Source organism: Serratia sp. CY37869 (genome assembly GCF_052168895.1).
Classification (GTDB): Bacteria; Pseudomonadota; Gammaproteobacteria; order Enterobacterales; family Enterobacteriaceae; genus Serratia; species Serratia ureilytica.
The window spans coordinates 964,853-980,289 of sequence record NZ_JBJNLU010000002.1; the positions used below are offsets into that span (position 1 = coordinate 964,853).

Here is a 15,437-nt window from a genome sequence, read left to right on the forward strand (position 1 = left end):
GCATTTTCCTCGGGCGTAGCTCACAAATATGACATTGGCGTGAATTTTGCGCATTGATCTTCTCTTCTTTTAGCGCTATTGATTACTCGTGGCTGCGCAAAAAGCAGCCATTGTTTTCTTTCCACCAGACCAAAATGAGGGAAACGAGGCATGAAGAGACAGAAACGCGATCGTCTGGAAAGGGCGCATTCGAGAGGGTATCAGGCAGGTATTTTAGGGCGTTCCAGGGAACATTGTCCCTACCAATCATCAGTGGACGCCCGGTCTCAATGGCTGGGAGGTTGGCGAGAAGCCATGGAAGACAGGGCTGTGACCGCTTAAGCGGCTCCCTGTCAAATAAAAGGAATAACCTCCGCCCCTTGGCGGAGGTTTTTGTTTCAGGCGCTTATTCATCCCGCCAGCGTTTCAACAAAATACTCGCATTCACGCCGCCAAAGCCGAAGCCGTTTGATAAGGCGTAGGTCATGTCCATCGATTCAGCCTGTTTCGCGACCAGATGCAAACCTGCCGCCGCCGGATCGGGGTTATCCAGATTTAGCGTGGCAGGGGCTATCTGATCGCGCAGAGCCAAGGCGGTAAAGATGGTTTCCAGCCCGCCGGCGGCGCCCAGCAGGTGCCCCGTCGCTGATTTTGTTGAGGTCACGGCGACAGTCCCGGCCGTGCCAAACAGGTGTTTGATGGCGTTGATTTCGCCCAAATCGCCTACGGGTGTCGAGGTTGCGTGCGCGTTTAAATGTTGAACTTCCTCGGGGGCGACGTTCGCCTGCTTCAACGCAATTTTCATCGCCCGATAGGCGCCATTGCCGTCTTCAGCGCCGGATGTCATGTGGTAGGCGTCGGCGCTGGTGCCATAGCCGACGATTTCCGCAAGCGGTGTGGCGCCGCGCGCCAGCGCGTGTTCCAGCGTTTCAATCACCAGCATGCCGGCGCCTTCTCCCATGACAAATCCGTCCCGGGCGCTATCGAAGGGCCGAGAGGCCTGTTGCGCCAATTCGGCCGGAGCGGTGGACATGGCGCGCGCGGCGGCGAACCCGCCCAGGCTGACGGTATCTATAGCGGCTTCGGTACCGCCGCACACGGCGATATCGGCTTCATCATTGCGGATCATACGCACTGCGTCGCCAATGGCTTGCACGCCGGCGGCACAGGCGGTGACCGGCGCGCCAATCGGCCCTTTGAAGTGGTGTTTGATTGACACGTGGCCGGCCGCCAGATTGACCAGGAATGAGGGGATGGTGAACGGCGACAGCCGCTTGGCGCCGCGGCTGTCGGTTGTGCGCACCGCCTGGGCAATCGCCGGGAAACCGCCAATACCCGAGGCAATGACGGTGGCTGTGCGCTCTTGTTTTTCGTCCGTATCGGCTATCCAGCCGGCCTGACGAATGGCTTCGTCCGCCGCCGCCATGGCGAACAGGATAAAACGATCCATTTTCTTTTGGTCCTTGGGGGCGACAGAAGCGTCGGGATTGAAGCCCGCTTCAGCATCTTGTGCCAGCGCCGGGACCTGTCCTCCGACCTTGACCGGTAAATCTGCAACGATCTCGTCAGGCAACGCGCGAATGCCGGTTTCTCCTTTTAACAAACGTTGCCAGATGGCTTCAACACCGCACCCTAGCGGTGAAACGGCACCCATGCCGGTAATGACGATACGACGATTGCTCATGATGGCTCCTTGGTAAATTCGGGTAAGTCGGCGAGGCGCCGCTGCCGCATCAGTTCGGCGCGTTGATGTATGCCGTCGCTTGCCGCCGGCCCTGGCGCCAGCGTAATGAACTGCGGCGGCACCGGCTGTTGGGTATCACGATTGACCAACTGGACTTGGATCGGCCGATCGTTGCGTCCGTCGACCAACAGGGCGCTGACGTCCCCGTCGGTCAGATGATTGTTGCCCCATTGTGAGAGCGCCGCCAACACCGGGAGAAAATCGTTGCCGCGCTCAGTAAGCAGGTAGTGATAGCGCACCGGCCGCGTTTGATAACGTTCTTTATACAGAATGCCGTGGGCCACCAAATCCTTCAGGCGACGCGCCAGTAGCGTGGGTGACATCCCCAGACTTTGTTGGAATTCGTCGAACCGGGACAGCCCCTGAAAAGCATCGCGAAGGATCAGGATGCTCCACCATTCCCCCACGCGATCCAATGCACGCGCTACGGGGCAAGGCGCGTCGCTAAAGCGGGTTTTTTGCATACCTTTCTCACTAAGTACAATAATTGTAGTTACTATGCTAGTCATGTTAGAGGATCTTGAGGGGCAAGAGAATAACCGGATGCAAAAAAACCGCTATCGCACTGATGCGGGTATTGAGGGAGGCCGCCTTTCAGGCTGCCTGTTGCTTTGGCCGCTTCGGGTAAGCATAGGGCAGAGAGCGGTAGGGGAAGGCATTTCGGTGTCGGGCGATGAAATAAGGAGCACCCAGCGTCAATGCCAGCGTGATGCGATATTTCATATCGCCCGATAGCGCATCTTCGCTATCGGCCCTAACCCTCTTTGATGAGAACTGAATAATAAGATGATGCTAACGGCGGTTAAAAAGAGGGGCGGGAGTCTTTGAAAGGCCGGGAAAGGATAAGAGAAAGAAATGCCATCACGTCGAACATGACGGCATGCGAAGAACGTTAGAGAGAAGGCAGTGGCCGCCTTCTCGTCAGCGTGATTAGAACGCGGTGGTATCTTTGAACAGGCCCACTTTCAGATCGGTGGCGGTATAGATCACTTCACCGTCAACCAGCACTTCGCCATCGGCGACGCCCATGATCAGCTTGCGGGTGATGACGCGTTTGAAGTTAATACGATAGGTTACCTTTTTCGCGGTCGGCAGCACCTGGCCGGTGAACTTGACTTCACCGACGCCCAGCGCGCGGCCTTTGCCTTCGCCACCGAGCCAACCGAGGTAGAAACCGACCAGCTGCCACATCGCATCCAGGCCCAGGCAGCCCGGCATGACCGGATCGCCGATAAAGTGGCAACCGAAGAACCATAGGTCCGGATTAATATCCAGCTCCGCTTCCACATAACCTTTGTTGTGAGTCCCGCCGTCTTCGGTCATTTTGACCACGCGGTCCATCATCAACATGTTACCCGCCGGCAACGGCGGGCCACCGGCGCCGAACAGCTCGCCGCGGCCGGATGCTTCGAGGTCTTCTTTCGTATAGGAATCGCGTTTATCTACCATGTTCTCAGTAAGCCTTATTTTAATGAAGGACGCAGGTTAGCTAACACGTGTACGCTGAACAAGTCCGATCAGCCGTGGTTGAACCAGTTGAGCCAGCGTAGCGGCCATGGACGGCGGCGTTCCTGCAGGCTCACCTGCGCAATCCGTTCCTGAATGGCCGCCAACAAATTCGGCTGTTGTTCGTCAGAGTAGAGGCAACCGGTGAGCAAAGGCAAGGCTTCCGCCGCGCTCTCTACCGCCCACAGGTGGAATTGCCCCTCGCGCACTGCGTCAACGACATCCTGACGCAGGCACAGGTGGCGCACGTTGGTCACGGGCAGTATGACGCCCTGTTTGCCCGTCAGGCCGCGGCGTAAACAAACCTCGAAGAAACCTTCGACCTTTTCGTTAACGCCCCCTATCGGCTGTACGTTGCCGAATTGGTCAACGGAGCCGGTGACGGCGATCTGTTGTGTGATCGGCTGCTGTGACAGGGCGCTGATCAGGGCACACAGTTCAGCCAGCGAGGCGCTGTCGCCGTCCACTTCACCGTAAGATTGTTCAAAGACGATCGAGGCGGAGAAGGGCAGCTGCTGATCCAGGTCCAGTTCGGCGATCACGAACGCTTGCATGATCATCATACCTTTAGCGTGCAGGTTGCCGCCCAGCTCGGCCTTGCGTTCGACGTCGGTAAATTCGCCGTCGCCGAGATGCACAACGCAACTGATGCGCGACGGTTCGCCGAAGCTGCGTGGGTGGCCGGGATAATCCAGGACTGACAGGCCGTTGATTTGCCCAACCACTTCACCCTCGGTCTCGATCAGGATCTGACCCAGTTCGATCTCATCCTGCATACGCTCGGCGAGATAGCTTTCACGCCATTCGCGGGCATTCAATGCCGCTTCAAACGCTTTGGCCGTAATGCGGTCTTCTTCGGCGTACAGTGCAGCTTCGGACAACTGCTGCCCAAGCCAAACCGGAGAGAGTGGCAGGATGCCCTGATCGCCACTATAACGCACCGCCTGAACGATCAGCGGCAGCCAGGCATCGGCCGCCAACATCGGTAACTGCCGCTCGGCGATCACACCGTTGACGTAGCCGCACCACTGCGCCATATCATCAACTTCAGTCAGTTGCAGATCGTCTTCATATTCGCCATAGACCGCTTGTTCACTCAGTTCTGGCTCGATATCGTGGAAATCGGCCAGGCCGTGGCGGTCGCCGACCACAATCAGCCGCAGGTCCAGCGGCATCGGCGGAATGGCGACCGGCAGCGGGCGGGTTTCGTCAGGCGAAACCCAATGGAACTGACGCTGGCCGATCATTTGCTTCAACCGCAGCCATAGCAACGGCTGGGCCAACAGCGCCCGGGCTGACAGGATCAGAATACCGCCGTTGGCCTGGTGCACCAGGCCGGGCTGCAGAGTGATGTCGCCATTGTGGATCCGCACGCAACCAAACAGCTGCTCCGGTTCAATCCACTCTTGGAACACGCAAGCACCGCCGGCAGCGAAAGGTTCATCGCCATGGCTGGCAGGCTCTACGTTGACCTTGCCATCCTGAATGACATAGTGGCTGCCGCGACATGCCGTGTTTTGCGGCAGCAGCGGTTTGACGGCATTAGCGATCAGTTCCAGGTATTCTCGCGTTTCTTGCGCTTTCAACAGCATGAATCGCGGTGGCGATTGGGGGTGACAAAATAGCGTCAGGGCATTTTCCAGCCGAGGCTGAATGGCGGAAAAGGGCACGGGTGCCAACTGAGCGGCGGTATCAAATATCGCCTGATAAGGCGTTACGTCCGGCAATAAAGATTGCCATTCAAGTCGGTTATTGGTCAAAGTGTTAGATGCAATCGTTAAAAAGGGAAAGGGCGATTATACAAGAATAACGGCAGCTTGATACATGTGGAGTGCCAGTTGGCATCAGGGAGTTTGACATCGCGCGATGACTGTGCAAAAAACAGTCTAAAAGACGGCTTAATTGCCGGGGAAATTCGGCGTAAAGCTGTTATGCTTATTTGAAGTTACGCGGTCACTGAAGAGCTCAAGATGAAATATCAGCAACTGGAAAATCTGGAGAGCGGTTGGAAATGGAAGTACCTGGTGAAGAAGCACCGGGAAGGGGAACTCATTACCCGCTACATTGAAAACAGCGCTGCTCAGGAAGCGGTTAACGAGCTGCTGAAGCTGGAAAATGAGCCGGTAAAGGTACTTGCATGGATTGCCGCTCATATGAATCCGGATCTGGATAACCGGATGAAACAAACGATCCGCGCCCGCCGCAAACGTCATTTTAACGCAGAACACCAGCATACGCGTAAAAAATCTATCGATCTGGAGTTTTTGGTTTGGCAACGTTTGGCTGCTCTGGCGCGTCGTCGCGGCGTGACGCTGTCGGAAACCGTCGTGCAGCTTATCGAAGATGCTGAGCGCAAAGAGAAGTATGCGAATCAGATGTCGTCGTTGAAAGAAGACCTGAAGGCGATTCTCGGCAAAGAACCTAAGTAAACGGAGCAGCGCGCCTTCGTAGCACCAGGTCTTGAATGCTCTGACAAAAACAGGACGAAAAAAAACCCCGCATTGCGGGGTTTTTTATTAGGCGAGTAAACTTAGCCCTGAGGCTGAGTTACAACGTCTTTGATACCTTTAACTTCGATCTCTACGCGACGATCTGGTGCCAGGCAAGCGATCTGAGCTTTGGTAGCGCGGCCAGATTTGTAGCCACAGGTGTTGCCTGTAACTGGCTCTGCTTCACCCATACCACGTGCAGAGATTTTGTCTGACGGGATGCCTTTGGAGACCAGGTAGTCAACAACGCTCTGTGCGCGTTTTTCAGACAGTTTCTGGTTGTACTGGTCAGAACCAACGGCGTCGGTGTAACCCAGAACCACTACGGAACCGTCTTTAGGATCCATGGAGCTCAGCTGGGTGTACAGCTGATCCAGAGCCTGCTGGCCTTCTGCTTTCAGAGTAGACTTGTTGAAGTTGAACAGCACGTCAGACTTCAGAGTGAAACGCTTGGTTTCAACAACTGGAGCCGGAGCTGGAGCTGGAGCAACTGGAGCAACTACGTCATCCTGACCGAAGCGGTAAGAAACGCCCAGGCTCAGCATGGTGTTGTCTGGACGCGCGCCAACGGTACCTGCGTCACCGATGTTGCTTACGAACTGGTAGTCCAGGCGAGTAGCCCAGTTTTTGGTCAGTGCGTATTCAACACCAACAGCAGCCAGCGGAGAAACGCCGGTGTCGTGGTCGCTCAGACGCTGACCAGTACGGCCGTAGTTCGCTTTGGAGTCTGCGCGCCATACCATACCACCCAGACGAGTGTAGATGTCCAGATCGTCAGCAATTGGGTAGCTCAGTTTAGCGGCCAGTTGAACGCCCTGCGCTTTGAAAGCACCGTTGTTCACGCTGCCTTTGTAAGGCATGCGGCCCAGCCAGTCATAGCCCAGTTCGAAGCCCAGATATTGGTTTGCCTGGTAGCCCAGGAACGCGCCTGCACCCAGCTGATCTTTATGGGTTGGGCCATTGCCGATACCGTTCTGGTAACCGTTACCGTAGAAACCAGTGTCGTGGTACTGGGACCAGCCCAGTTTAGCACCGGTGTACCAGGTGTTATCTTTTGGAGCGGCTTGCGCTACGGTAGCGAAACCTGCCAGTGCCACTGCTAATGCGATAGCTGTCTTTTTCATTTTGCGCCTCGTTATCATCCAAATAGGCAATGAGCTTTAAAGCTGTTTAAGCCCTTGGTTAAATTCCTTCGCCAAGGTTTAAGCCCTCGTTTGTTACTCGCCAGTTTTTCTGACGTTATAGAGCAACCTTGGCGATGTAAAGTCTACAACGTGGCGCGAAAGTTACAAGTGTGATGTGATAAGGCTCTAAAAAAAAACGCAGAATCGTACATATTTGCTAACATTCTCCGCTCAAAAAAGCGGCGATCAACAGGGCGTTTTTCCTTGCCGAACCGCGGCCGGACTAGCTTTTTGCCTTATCCCGCAAAGGTTCCCTTTACGGGGTGCGAAAATGATGGGAAAAATCCTAAATTTACTTAATGATACAAAGAAGAGTGAATTTTTAGGGTAGAACACTGTCCGTGAGTCGGGCTAATGTCACGTTGTGGACGCATGATAAACCCGTATGCGTTACCCAATTCTGCCGCTCGTCTTAATTTTAGACGATCCTCCTCTGTTAGCTCGGGCAACCAGCCGAGAACCACGCTGTAATTCCCCGTTTGCAGCGCTTTTTCCATTGCCTCAACCGTATTCACCGGGCTGATCTGGCTCAATTGCACCACTTTATCCACCGGCAGGCCGGATTGCTGCAGCCACTGTTTGCTTAATTTTTGCTGCGGCGTGAGCCACAGAAGCCAGCGAGACTGCTTGCCCAGTTGCTGCAGCAGGGGCAACAGCAATTGAGCCACTGCGGGCTGGCGCTCGTTGTAAACAAGTTCACTGATCAAGCCATTCTCTTTGCCGACATCCGTGTTCTTCGCAACATTGCGCGTTGTATAAGAGCCATGGCCGAAATGAGGTTGGTAGAGTGATTGAGTACGCATAAAGTTCCCGCCCGTCGTGTTACTGTATGTTTATACAGTATCCCTGATTTAGGATAAGATCAACCCAAATTTTCGTAGCGGCTCGCATAATTGCGATCATTTTTTGTACCGATGGTTTTTGTGATTGGCAGGCGGGCGGATAGTGCGTATTTTTCTAATTAGTTGTTCACGTTACTTTTTTCATTGATGAGAGAAATAATACGGCCAGAACCTAAAGGCCAGAACCTAAAAAGGAGGAACGCTATGAAAAGGATGTCGACGAGAAGAATCGCGCAGGCTAAAAATTGCTTTGCGGCATTGGGGGCCATCACGACTCGGTCGCAGTTCGGCGGTTACGGTCTGCTGGCTGAGGGCGTCATGTTTGCGGTGATAGCGGAGGGGGAGCTGTATTTGCGGGCTACGGCAAGCATGGAACCCGCCTTTCGCGCCCGCGGAATGGTCAATATGGTCTATTCCAAACGCGGTGTGCCCATTACCTTGCGCTATTACTGGGTTGACGAGTCGCTGTGGCGGGAACGCAACGAGCTGGTGGGGCTGGCCTGGCAGGCTGTCAGGGAGGCGCGCCGGGAGCAGCGGCTTAAGGCTGGCGATCATGGCCGACTGAAGGCATTGCCGAATATTGACGTCAATATGGAACGTCTGCTGTGGCGAGCGGGCATTCGCAACGCTTATGACCTACGGCTGCATGGCGCCAAACGCAGCTATCTCCGTTTATTGAAACAGCAGACTAATTTGGGGCTACGAGTGCTGCTGTCGCTGGGCGGGGCGATAGCCGGTTATCATCAGGCGGCGTTGCCGGCCGAATTACGCAGCGAGTTAGTGCGTTGGTTCGATCATACGATGGCGATGCGCCGCCATGGGCATGAGCCGGTTATTCAGGGCCCACTGATCGGGCCCTGAATAGTTAGGCTGCCTTATTGATTTGGGCATGCAGCGCGGTGAGCTCCGGCAGCAGTTCGAGCACCAATCCCACCTGCTGCAAGACCAATTGTTCTTTGCTTTCAGGTTCCGGAACGGCTTTGCTGATGCGCTCCGCCAGCTGTTCCAACGCCTGCGCAATGCGCTGGCTGTTCCGTTCTTCCTGATGCAGGGCGCCGTCCACGTAACACACGGCGTCATTGAGCAGATCGAGCGTGGCCGGGGTGTTAAGCCGCTCGCGGTGCGCCCCCAATGCGGAGATATAGCTCAGGAGCGTGTGGTTCAGACAGAGCAAGCGGAAGGCGGCTTCCTGCAGCGCTTTGTCGGCCTTGGGATCGGCTGACATGTTGGAGATGACCGAAGCCAGTTCCGCATCGCTGTTATGGGCATCTCGTCGTGCAATGCGGTAAGCGAGGCCGTTATCCTTACCTTGATGATATTGCACCAAAATGGCGTCCAGATAGCGGCAGTTGGCATTCAGCGTTTTATCCACCACCGCCGGCAGTTGGCGGAACTTCCAGTCCGGCCAGATGAAGCTGACCGCCGCCCAGGCGATGGCGCAACCCAATAAGGTATCGTAAACGCGCGGGGCGGCCACTTCGAAACCTTCACCCAACAGGTTAAAGCACAGCAACACAAGCAGCGTGATGAACATCGTTGCATGGGCATACTGTACGGTGCGAAAAGCGAAGAACAAGACACCGGTGATGACGATCAACACCAGTTGCCCTTCTACGGAAGGCACGAAATAGAGGATTGGCAGGCCGATCAGGATACCTGCCAGAGTGCCGATGATGCGCAGTGCCAGGCGCCGGCGGGTGGCGTTGTAGTTCGGTTGGCAGACGAACAGGCTGGTCAGCAGGATCCAGTAACCGTGCTGCATACCGGTGAACTGGATAAAGGCGTAACCGACGCACAGCACCGCCGACATGCGGATCGCATGGCGGAACAGGGCCGACTGCGGCGTTAAATGGCGGCTGATGCGCAGCCGGATGTCGCTCCAACCGGTTAAGCGATCGTCGGCCAGGCTGTTCTCTTCCGCTTGTCCGCTCGCCAGCGTTTGCTCGGACTCGATATTGGCCAACTGCGCATCTATCGCATGCAGGTTTTTCAGCAGATGCGCCAGCGCCTTGGTCTGTTCGCTATTGCCCTGGGTTTCGGCGATGCGTGCCAAGGCCTCCTGAATGCGGCTGAAGGCTGGCTCAAAACGCGGGTTGTGCTGGTATTTTTGCCGCAGCAGGATCGATTGTGCCAGCTGGCGGCAGGCGCGCGCCTGCATGCTCAGCAAACGCTGGAAGCGGAATAAAATATCGCTGTGACGGAATTGCCGGCTGAGCGCGTGGTACTGAACGTGGGAAGAGCTGGCGCGTTCGTGGATATCCTGCGCGACAAAATAGTAGTGCAAGGTGCGGCGGGTGCCGCGCTGGCCGCGATCGCCTTTCAGGCGTGTCAATAACGAGGCTTTGGTCTGGTTGAGTAACGCGACCAACGCGCTGTTGGCCATTGCGACGTCCATCCATGGCAGATCGGCGTCGCGTTCGGCGTCGGGATCGAACAGGTTGGCTTTGGCGTCCAGATAATTGGCCAGTTGATCGTAACAGCGCGCCAGGTTTTCTTGCAGCGGTCGGATCGGGAACAGCAGGTGGCCCGCCAGCGTCAGCAGGTTGTACCACAATGCACCGATCACCAGCAGCAGCGGTTGCTGATACCAGGCATCGTACATGGAAGTGCCGAGCATGGTGTAAACCGCGATCAGCAGCGCACCGAAGGCGATGGTGGCGTAACGTTGCCCCAAGGCGCCCAGCAGGATAAAACCGCAGGTCGAGGTGGTTAAGCCAAGCGCGAACAACCAAGGGTAGGGAAACAGCAGCTCAATCGAGGCGGAAGCAATAAAGAAGCATACCAACGTGATCAGCAGATTGCGTAATCTGCCGGCCAGGCGGTCGTCCAAATCAGTCAGGGCGGCTGCCACCACGCCCAGCGTTAACGGGATAGTCAGCTTGGGAATGCCGAGCCACCAGGGAACGGCGGTGGTGCCGATCAGCGCAATGAGGATGCGCAAGTGATACAGCAGGTTGCTGTTGTAAGTATAACGACGAACTGCGGGTGCAAAAGAGAGCACGAAAAACTCCTCAAACGGAGAAAAAATTAACGCTGTTGATAGTGGCGGCGAGCATTCTCAATACGGGCTTGCTGAGCCATTTCTACCGAGACGACGCGGCGTCCCACCGGCCACAGCGCGATGGCGGCTATTTTGAAATTGGCGATGCCGACCGGAATGCCGATGATTGAAACGCATTGCACGATACCGGCGGCGATGTGTGACAGACACAGCCACCAGCCGAACAGCACCAGCCAGATAATGTTGAGCAGTGAGCCGCCGGCGGAGAGCAGCGCATTGCTTTTTTCCGGATACAGTTCATCGACGTGTATCGCTTCGTTGCCGAACGGCACCAGCGACAGCTTGGTGATTTCCCAACAGGAGCGGGTAAGCGGCAGTGTGATGACAAGCAGCACGCTGAACACCGTAGCAATAAGCCAGCCTAGCGTGGTGAAGAAACCGCCCAACACAAAATTAAGAATATTCAGTACAGTACGCATAGACGTCATTCTGCTCTAATGATAGCCAAACCGCGATGCGGGCGTATTCACGATAAAAACGCAAAATCTATTCTACCCTTTTTTTAGCGCTAGAGTGCCACTGCTTATCGCAGGTAAACTGGCAGATATCCGTTATTTAATCTCAACATAGTCATGGCGCGACGATATGGAACTTAAAGCGACATCGCTGGGGAAACACCTGGCTCAGCACCCTTATAACCGCGTGCGGTTGCTGCACGCCGGCGTTGAGGTGAGCGGGGAAAAACATGAATACCTGATCCCCTTCAATCAACTGATTCAGGTCAGGTGCAAGCGTGGCATCGTCTGGGGCGAGCTGGAATTTGAATTACCGGACGAAAAAGTAGTGCGGTTGCACGGCACCGAATGGCAGGAAACGCAGCGTTTTTATCACTTTCTGCAGCAGGCGTGGCAGCAGTGGAGCGCCGAGATGAGCGACGTCAGCGCCGGCGTGTTGCAACAGCAGGTGGCGCAGATTAAGCGCATTGAACAACAAGATAAATGGTTCAAAAAGTCTGAGCTGGGCAAGCTGCAGCAGCAAATTCGCGAGGCTTTCTCCGCGCTGCCGATGCCGGTGGCGCGCCTGGAGGAATTCGATAACTGCCGGGCTGATTACCATCTGTGTTTGCAATGGTTGCAGCAGGGGGAGCGCAGCATCGAGCAACGCAACCGGCAGTGGACCGAGCGCATGCTGGATCAACACCATGATTTCTTCCAGACCGTCGAGAGTTCGCCGCTCAACGACGCCCAGAGCCGGGCGGTGGTCAATGGCGAGGATTCCGTGCTGGTGTTGGCCGGCGCCGGCAGCGGCAAAACGTCGGTGCTGGTGGCGCGCGCTGGCTGGCTGCTGCGTCGTCAGGAGGCTGAGCCGGGTCAAATCTTGCTGTTGGCGTTCGGCCGTCAGGCCGCCGGCGAGATGAACGACCGCATCAAAGAACGTTTGGGTGATGTCGGTATTCAGGCCAAGACCTTCCATGCCTTGGCGCTGCAAATCATTCAACAAGGCAGCCGCAAAGCGCCGGCCATCAGCCGGTTGGAAACCGATGCCAAAGCGCGCAAAGAGCTGCTGATCACCCATTGGCGCCAACAGTGCGCGGAGAAGAAAGCGCAGGCCAAGGGGTGGCGTCAATGGTTGACCGAAGAGCTGGAATGGGAAGTGCCGGAAGGCGACTTCTGGCAGGATAAGCGCCTGGCGGATCGCCTGGCAAGCCGGTTGGAACGCTGGTTGGGGCTGATGCGCATGCATGGCGGCAGCCAGGCGGAAATGATCGAGCAGGCGGATGAAGAAATCCGCGATCTGTTTTCAAAACGCATCAGGCTGATGGCGCCGCTGCTGAAAGCCTGGAAAAGCGCCTTGAAAGAGGAAGGGGCGGTGGACTTCTCCGGCCTTATCCATCAGGCGGTCAACATTCTCGACAAGGGGCGCTTCGTCAGCCCGTGGAAACATATTCTGGTCGACGAGTTTCAGGATATCTCACCGCAGCGTGCGCTCTTGCTGGCGGCATTGCGCCGACAGAACAAGCAGACCTGCCTGTTTGCTGTAGGGGATGACTGGCAGGCGATTTATCGCTTCAGCGGCGCAGAACTGACGTTAACCACGGCCTTCGCCACGAACTTCGGCGAAGGCGCGCAGTGCGCGCTGGATACCACCTATCGTTTCAATGAACGCATCGGCGAGGTGGCCAACCGGTTCGTGCAGCAGAACCCGCACCAGCTGAAAAAACCGCTCAATAGTCTGAGCAAGGGCAATAAAAAGTCGGTGACGATCCTGCCGCACGAGCAGTTGGAGCCGCTACTGGACAAGCTGAGCGGCTACGCCAAGCCGGATGAGCGCATCCTGGTGCTGGCGCGTTACCACCATCTGAAACCGGAAGCGCTGGCGAAAGCGGCCACCCGCTGGCCAAAGCTGGATCTGGAGTTTATGACCATCCACGCCAGCAAGGGGCAGCAGGCGGAATACGTCATCATCGCCGGTTTGCATGAGGGGCGTGACGGCTTCCCCGCCGTGGCGCGCGAGTCGGTGTTGGAAGAGGTGTTACTGCCGCAGCCGGAGGACTTTCCGGATGCCGAAGAGCGCCGTCTGCTGTATGTCGCGTTGACTCGCGCCAAACATCAGGTATGGCTGTTGCAGGATCGTGAACGTCCTTCGGTGTTCGTCGACCACCTGCGTGAGCTTGGCGTTCCGGTGCAGAAAAAACCGTAAGCAGCAGGCCTGGCGGCAGCCAGGCCGAAAGGACTATTTCAGGCGGTCTTGCAGGTAACGCTGATAGTCGGGGATGGCGATCGCCACCTCGCTTTTGAACAGCGGAGAGTCAATCAGAAAATCAGCGGTCGAACGGTTGGTCGCCACAGGAATATTCCAGACGGTCGCCAGCCGCAGCAGCGCCTTCACGTCCGGATCGTGCGGAACCGCGTTCAGCGGATCCCAGAAGAAGATCAGCATGTCTATCTTGCCTTCCGCAATCAGTGCGCCGACTTGCTGATCGCCACCCATTGGGCCGCTCAGCATGCTGGTGACGGGAATGCCGCTGGCACGCTGGATCAGGTTGCCGGTGGTGCCGGTGGCGTACAACTGGTGCTGCGCCAGAATGGTCTTGTGGCTTTCAACCCATTCCAGCAGGGCCTGTTTGCGGTGATCGTGCGCCACCAGCGCAATGTGTTTGCGCTCGGCGATAGTGCGGGTGGTCAATTCCATCTCAGTGTCCTTCGCTAATCGGTGATGTGCGACAGATTACTGAAACTGTTTTTCACTGCCTAGCGTTTGCAGTTGAAAATGCGAAGAAAAGGCGCCTTCGCGGCTAAGGCGCCGGGAGGGATCAGCGAACCGGTTGTTTGTTGGCCCAGTGCAGGAAGCGCTTCTGGGTTTCCTTGTCCGCCTGTTGGAACCAGTATTGCAGCATCTGTTCCGACACGTTTTCACCTTTCAGCGTCACCGTCGGGGCATTCACCGGTGCGCCGGCCGGCAGGGCGGCTGTCGTGTTGCCTGCGTTTGGCTGGACGAAAAGCGGGACGGAAGCCGTGCGGTTTTGGCGGTTGTAATCCGTCATCACCTTTTCCAAATCGGCATTGAAGGTGACGCTGTCGGGATGCAGCACATCATGCTGGAACGGCAGGGCATTACCCTCTTTATCCACCACCCGATAGTTCAGCGTTTTATCAAAGCGTTGCGCGTCACGATCGTTCTCGATGCGCGGCAGTTCGATCGCCACCTGACTGATCTTTTGCGTATTGAAGGTGGCAACCAGCGGCAGGGACGCATAGGCCTGCGTATGCTGGCCGGAACGTACGGTTTTGGTCACTTTAAACAGCAGCTGGTGCTGTCCGCCATCCAGTTCAAGGCTGTCGGCGCCTTTTAACAACGAACCTGTCATTTTCTTGCCGTCGACCACCAGCAGATCGATGTCCGGGGAGAGTTTCAGGGTCGTAGCCGCGGCAGGCATGCTGATGCTGAGCAACGCCGCAACCACCAGACCAAATTTCATCATTATCTCCTTATAAAGTGACGTAGCTCTAAGTGTTGAACATGGCATAGGTTGTGTCAAAATTTTTCAATCTGGTATTTTATTTACATTTTTACATATTTATTTGTAATTAGACACGTCTGTGCGTGGCTGAACCGCGACAGCCTCAGACCATAAGATTACGCTGAAGTTTCCTGCGCGTAGCGTTTAGCTGCGCGAATGCCGATCGGTTACACTCGAAACGGAAGAGTGACGCAGTGATAAACGGGAGTTGAAGATGCAAGATCAAGAGATTGTTGAGTTATTGCAGCAGGTGAAAACCATCGCGCTGGTGGGCGCCAGCGATAACCCGTCGCGGCCCAGCTATGGGGTGATGGCTTATCTGTTGTCGCAGGGATATCAGGTGATCCCAGTGAGCCCAAAACTGGCGGGGCAGACGCTGTTGGGGCAGCCGGTTTATGCCACGCTGGCCGCCATCCCGCAGCCGGTCGATATGGTCGACGTTTTTCGCAATTCGGAGGCAGCCTACGGCGTGGCGCAAGAGGCGATAGCGATCGGCGCCAAGGCGCTGTGGTTGCAGATCGGCGTGATTAATGATCAGGCGGCAGTGCTGGCGCAACAGGCCGGGCTGCAGGTGGTGATGGATCGCTGCCCGAAAATCGAAATCCCGCGTTTGGGGCTGGAGCGCTAAATAAAAAGAGCCCGGCGCGATGCCGGGCTCTTTCAGGGTTTCT

General features: G+C 56.1%; 15 protein-coding genes. 5 read left to right on the top strand and 10 right to left on the bottom strand.

All coding sequences use genetic code 11. The annotated features are described in order from the left end of the window. The first annotated feature begins 150 nt into the window (after positions 1 to 150). Complete coding sequence (gene rmf, locus ACJ8J1_RS14915) at positions 151 to 321, top strand: ribosome modulation factor (RefSeq protein WP_004928150.1); 171 nt, start codon at positions 151 to 153, stop codon at positions 319 to 321. Between the two features lie 64 nt (positions 322 to 385). Here rmf and fabF read toward each other — a convergent pair whose 3' ends face one another. The 4 genes from fabF to ACJ8J1_RS14935 form a co-directional block, all read right to left on the bottom strand. After that, entirely contained in the window at positions 386 to 1,663 is a 1,278-nt protein-coding gene (gene fabF, locus ACJ8J1_RS14920) for a beta-ketoacyl-ACP synthase II (RefSeq protein ID WP_033642589.1), read from the bottom strand. After that, positions 1,660 to 2,187: a winged helix-turn-helix transcriptional regulator gene (locus tag ACJ8J1_RS14925; RefSeq protein ID WP_033642590.1), complete on the bottom strand. Its 528-nt coding sequence runs from the start codon at positions 2,185 to 2,187 to the stop codon at positions 1,660 to 1,662. The genes fabF and ACJ8J1_RS14925 overlap by 4 nt, the downstream gene beginning before the upstream one ends. Positions 2,188 to 2,653: 466 nt before the next feature. Then, complete coding sequence (gene fabA / locus ACJ8J1_RS14930; protein WP_004928144.1) at positions 2,654 to 3,172, bottom strand: bifunctional 3-hydroxydecanoyl-ACP dehydratase/trans-2-decenoyl-ACP isomerase; 519 nt, start codon at positions 3,170 to 3,172, stop codon at positions 2,654 to 2,656. A 68-nt stretch (positions 3,173 to 3,240) separates the two neighbouring features. Then, positions 3,241 to 4,989 (bottom strand): AAA family ATPase, encoded by a 1,749-nt coding sequence (locus tag ACJ8J1_RS14935; protein ID WP_071991641.1) that lies wholly within the window; start codon positions 4,987 to 4,989, stop codon positions 3,241 to 3,243. A 210-nt stretch (positions 4,990 to 5,199) separates the two neighbouring features. Between ACJ8J1_RS14935 and matP the strand changes: the two genes are divergently transcribed. Beyond that, on the top strand, positions 5,200 to 5,658 hold the full coding sequence (gene matP, locus ACJ8J1_RS14940; RefSeq protein WP_033642591.1) for a macrodomain Ter protein MatP: 459 nt from the start codon (positions 5,200 to 5,202) through the stop codon (positions 5,656 to 5,658). Positions 5,659 to 5,759: 101 nt separating this feature from the next. On the opposite strand, the gene ompA is transcribed toward matP, so the two are convergent. Together ompA and sulA are read right to left on the bottom strand one after the other, a co-directional pair. After that, on the bottom strand, positions 5,760 to 6,842 hold the full coding sequence (gene ompA / locus ACJ8J1_RS14945; RefSeq protein ID WP_033644244.1) for a porin OmpA: 1,083 nt from the start codon (positions 6,840 to 6,842) through the stop codon (positions 5,760 to 5,762). Positions 6,843 to 7,198: 356 nt separating this feature from the next. Further along, positions 7,199 to 7,705 (bottom strand): SOS-induced cell division inhibitor SulA, encoded by a 507-nt coding sequence (sulA, locus tag ACJ8J1_RS14950; RefSeq protein WP_033642592.1) that lies wholly within the window; start codon positions 7,703 to 7,705, stop codon positions 7,199 to 7,201. Positions 7,706 to 7,948: 243 nt separating this feature from the next. Between sulA and ACJ8J1_RS14955 the strand changes: the two genes are divergently transcribed. Continuing rightward, entirely contained in the window at positions 7,949 to 8,605 is a 657-nt protein-coding gene (locus tag ACJ8J1_RS14955; RefSeq protein ID WP_033642593.1) for a TfoX/Sxy family DNA transformation protein, read from the top strand. A gap of 4 nt (positions 8,606 to 8,609) precedes the next feature. Here the strand turns inward: ACJ8J1_RS14955 and yccS are convergent, their stop codons facing one another. Both yccS and ACJ8J1_RS14965 read right to left on the bottom strand, forming a co-directional pair. Continuing rightward, positions 8,610 to 10,745 (bottom strand): YccS family putative transporter, encoded by a 2,136-nt coding sequence (gene yccS, locus ACJ8J1_RS14960; protein WP_033642594.1) that lies wholly within the window; start codon positions 10,743 to 10,745, stop codon positions 8,610 to 8,612. Between the two features lie 26 nt (positions 10,746 to 10,771). Beyond that, positions 10,772 to 11,224 carry a YccF domain-containing protein gene (locus ACJ8J1_RS14965; protein ID WP_025302313.1) on the bottom strand — a complete coding sequence of 151 codons (453 nt, stop codon included), beginning with the start codon at positions 11,222 to 11,224 and terminating at the stop codon, positions 10,772 to 10,774. A gap of 166 nt (positions 11,225 to 11,390) precedes the next feature. On the opposite strand from ACJ8J1_RS14965, the gene helD reads away from it, so the two are divergent. Further along, on the top strand, positions 11,391 to 13,445 hold the full coding sequence (helD, locus tag ACJ8J1_RS14970) for a DNA helicase IV (protein ID WP_033642595.1): 2,055 nt from the start codon (positions 11,391 to 11,393) through the stop codon (positions 13,443 to 13,445). 33 nt (positions 13,446 to 13,478) lie between these two features. Here helD and ACJ8J1_RS14975 read toward each other — a convergent pair whose 3' ends face one another. Both ACJ8J1_RS14975 and ACJ8J1_RS14980 read right to left on the bottom strand, forming a co-directional pair. Next, the gene (locus tag ACJ8J1_RS14975) at positions 13,479 to 13,937 is read right to left on the bottom strand and encodes a methylglyoxal synthase (protein ID WP_033642596.1); all 459 of its coding nucleotides are present in this window, start codon (positions 13,935 to 13,937) and stop codon (positions 13,479 to 13,481) included. 121 nt (positions 13,938 to 14,058) lie between these two features. After that, a complete protein-coding gene (locus tag ACJ8J1_RS14980) occupies positions 14,059 to 14,724 on the bottom strand; it encodes a DUF2057 family protein (RefSeq protein ID WP_033642597.1) in 666 nt (221 codons plus the stop codon). Between the two features lie 256 nt (positions 14,725 to 14,980). On the opposite strand from ACJ8J1_RS14980, the gene ACJ8J1_RS14985 reads away from it, so the two are divergent. Beyond that, on the top strand, positions 14,981 to 15,394 hold the full coding sequence (locus ACJ8J1_RS14985; RefSeq protein WP_033642598.1) for a CoA-binding protein: 414 nt from the start codon (positions 14,981 to 14,983) through the stop codon (positions 15,392 to 15,394). Positions 15,395 to 15,437 lie beyond the last annotated feature (43 nt).